Source organism: Mycobacterium sp., assembly GCF_050701675.1.
GTDB lineage: Bacteria > Actinomycetota > Actinomycetes > Mycobacteriales > Mycobacteriaceae > Mycobacterium.
In genome coordinates, this window is record NZ_JBOGDD010000110.1 from 1 (window position 1) to 3,234 (window position 3,234).

Below are 3,234 nucleotides of genomic sequence, written 5' to 3' on the forward strand. Positions count from 1 at the left end.
GTGCAGTGCCTGAAGGGTCCTGCGGTACGGAATGTGGCGGCTCTTGGCCCATGGAAGCTCCTCCAAAGAATGTGATGCAGGCCATGCAATCATGATCGATCAAATATCGCAAGATCTTGAGCGAAGATGATCGTGGCTAGGGTATGGACATGGCCGAGAAGCACGCCGAAGAGCGGTACGCACACCTGATCGACCTGCTGTCCCGCCAACCGATCGCATCGGTGGACGACATCCGCAACGCGACGGGTGTGAGCACGGCGACCATCCGGCGCGATCTGACCCTGTTGGAGTCACGCGGTCTGATCCGGCGCGTGCGCGGCGGCGCGTCACTGGTAGCGGCCTCAAGCGACTTGGATGACACCTTCGAACTTCGGCGCCGTCGCCACGCCCGGGAAAAAGGGGCGATCGCCGTCCTGGCAGCATCCGTGATCGAGCCGCGGTCGTCGCTCTTCCTCAACGACGGGAGCACCGCCTTGGCGGTCGCCGAAGAACTGATCGCCCGGGCACAGCCGGTGTGGGTGGCCACCTCCGGACTGAACATCGGCGAACGCCTGGCGACCGTGGCGGGCATGGAGGTGGTGGTGATCGGCGGCACTCTGCACGGATCGTCGTTCGGCACCAGCGGCCCGCTGGCCACAGCGGCGCTGTCCCAATTGAGCGCAGACGCGGCCCTATTGGGTTGCGACGGATTGGACTTCGAACTCGGCCCCCGATGGAACAGCCTCTTGGATGCCGAAGTCGCAGCGGTGATGGGTCGCCAAGCCAGGCGGGTGATCGTTCTGGCTGACGGCTCGAAAGTCGGCAACGTCGGGCGAGCCGGCACCCTGGGTTGGTCCGACGTCGATCTGGTCGTGACCAACAAGCTCGACGCGACCTGGCGCGAGATGCTCCGCGATCACAACGTCGAGGTTCTCGAAACCGAGTGAATGGCAACGGTTAGCCGATGAGCACGGCAATGCCGCCGTCGTCCCGTCCGGCCAGGACGGCGGCGTGGTCGGCGGTAGGCACCCGACCGACGAGCCCGTCCCGAATCAGAGCCGAGAGGCGTTCTTCGATCGGCTGCGTGGGACTATCGAGCGCACCCTACTGAGCCTCCCTGACGGCAGCAGTAGGGCGTTCAGTGGTCTCTCACGGATTCACCAGCACGCCAAGCTAGTTCGAGGGACAGCAACAGCCGCCGCAGCACCTCTCTTATCATGCGAGCATCGCTTGCCTGCAGTTCGGTCGCTAACTGGTCGACTTCCAGACCGGCCAGCACAGCTAAAATCAATCGGGCGTCAGCCTTCGGACTCGGTGACTCCAAGCTTTCCATCACCGCCTGCAATTGTGTGTTCAGCGTCGCTTGCCACGCGGAGGACGCTTTGGCCAGTGCAGGCCGCCGGACACCTTCGATCACGAACTCGTACTCTGCCTGCATCTGCATCCGAGTTTCGGTGAGGCCTGAGATGACGAAGTCCGCGAGCCGGTCGGCTAGGTCTGCGGCACTGGGGCTTTCCCCCATCCGCGCGATCGCCCGGGTAACGCGGGCGGTCTCATGCTGAACATGGCGATCAAAGGCGGCTTGGATCAGGTCGTCTTTGCTTTCGAAGTAGTATCCGACGGCACTCAACGGGATCGCCGCTTCGGCAGCGACGACACGCAAGGAGAGGCCGGCAATGCCTGCTCGACTGACGACGTGCAGAGCGGCGTCGATAATGGCGTTCTTCCTGGCGATACCACGGCGACTCGGAGGTGTCCGTGTCAGGCCGTCAGGAAGATCAGCGGTCTCTGCATGATTGTTGGTAGCGATGGTCAGCCTCCCTCAAACGCAGTGTCGCCAGCAGCGCCCGAAAGCCACGCGCGCACATTGGATCCTAGATCGGGCACTGAATATCCACCCTCGAGTACGGCGACGGTGGGAATGCCGAGACCGGAAAATGCTTGCCCCACACTGAAATAGTCAGTCGTGTCGAGCGCGGCGTCGCCAGCCGGGTCTCCGCGATAGGTGTCAAAGCCGAGCGAGACGACGACGACGGCGGGACTGTAGCTCGAGACGGCACTCAGGGCTCGATCGATCAGTTTCCCGTACGCCGCACCGTCGATCTCCGGGCCGAAGGGTAGGTTCAGCGTCGTGTCCCGTCCGTCGCCGGTGCCGGTCTCCTCGGCGTAGCCGGTGAAATAGGGATAACACCGGTCGGGATGGCCGTGCAGCGAGGTGTAGAACACATCGGCGCGATCATAGAAGATGGCTTGAGTTCCATTGCCGTGGTGGAAATCGATGTCAACAATAGCGACTTTGTCGGCACCCTGGTCACGCAGCCACTGCGCTGAGATCGCGGCATTGTTCAGGTAACAACCGCCGCCGAACGCGTCGGCCGAGACATGATGGCCCGGAGGTCGGCACAGCCCCAACGCCAACGGCGCGCCCCGCGCGACGTGACCGGCAGCAGTCACTGCAGTCGCAACGGATCCGGCTGCTGCCTCGAATGTGTTTGGCCCGACTCCGGTGATGGTGTCGAAGCAGTACTGCCCCAACGCACCTGCCTGGTGAGCAGCCTTGCGGCGAGAATGGGGGGCGTGCAGTCCCCGATGTGCGAAGGTGTCGGCGAACAGGAGATCGAGATCGTCGCAGGGAGAGTGCCCCTGCTCCCATGCTTGGGCCAGGAAGTCCACGAGTTCCTGGTCGTGCACGCGCCGAATCATCTCATCGACCGCCAGGCCGATTTGCGGTTCCACCATATTGATTCGGTGGTCACCGGCGAGGGCATTATGAATGGAATCCATTCTGGCGACAAGGTCGAAGGCTGCGATCGGCCTGCCGCACTGCACTTCCACTCGTGGAGCGTGACCCTGATGGTAAGGGCTGGTGACGACCGGGATGGTCGGGAGGTCGATGTTGGGCATCGCAGTCCTTTACAGTGCGGCTGAATCGGGAGTGACCGGTGCGAACTGGCTCGGTGCCACGGTGGTGGTACGGCTGCGGTAGGCCAGGGCGAGGTACACGACGGCAGTCACCGCGAGTCCCGGGATCCACGACAGGTCCGCGCCGTCGAATCTGTCAGCAAGGGGGCCCTTGAACCAGGCGCTCGAGACGAAGGGGAATCCGCTGAGGACACCGGCGAAGTAGGCGAGCAGGACCTTCAGGTTAAAGCCGTGGTAGGTCCAGGTCGCTGGGTTGTACCAGTATGGTCCGGACTTCACGTACATCGCCGGCACATCGTAGGTGCCGTGCTGTACCAGATAATAGTCCACGAG

General features: G+C 63.0%; 4 protein-coding genes. 1 reads left to right on the top strand and 3 read right to left on the bottom strand.

The features are described from left to right. The first annotated feature begins 149 nt into the window (after positions 1–149). Positions 150–926: a DeoR/GlpR family DNA-binding transcription regulator gene (locus ACRDUX_RS03400; RefSeq protein WP_526411029.1), complete on the top strand. Its 777-nt coding sequence runs from the start codon at positions 150–152 to the stop codon at positions 924–926. Positions 927–1,117: 191 nt separating this feature from the next. Here ACRDUX_RS03400 and ACRDUX_RS03405 read toward each other — a convergent pair whose 3' ends face one another. The 3 genes from ACRDUX_RS03405 to ACRDUX_RS03415 all read right to left on the bottom strand — a co-directional run. After that, entirely contained in the window at positions 1,118–1,795 is a 678-nt protein-coding gene (locus ACRDUX_RS03405; RefSeq protein WP_526411034.1) for a TetR/AcrR family transcriptional regulator, read from the bottom strand. Then, positions 1,792–2,883: a histone deacetylase family protein gene (locus tag ACRDUX_RS03410; RefSeq protein ID WP_526411031.1), complete on the bottom strand. Its 1,092-nt coding sequence runs from the start codon at positions 2,881–2,883 to the stop codon at positions 1,792–1,794. The genes ACRDUX_RS03405 and ACRDUX_RS03410 overlap by 4 nt, the downstream gene beginning before the upstream one ends. 9 nt (positions 2,884–2,892) lie before the next feature. After that, on the bottom strand, positions 2,893–3,234 hold a 342-nt coding region (locus ACRDUX_RS03415; protein ID WP_526411032.1), incomplete at its 5' end, for a cytosine permease.

Excerpts from the sequence above, each read along its gene's own strand:
- ACRDUX_RS03400 (WP_526411029.1), top strand. The coding sequence starts at position 150 with ATGGCCGAGAAGCACGCCGAAGAGCGGTACGCACACCTGATCGACCTG.
- ACRDUX_RS03410 (WP_526411031.1), bottom strand. The coding sequence starts at position 2,883 with ATGCCCAACATCGACCTCCCGACCATCCCGGTCGTCACCAGCCCTTAC.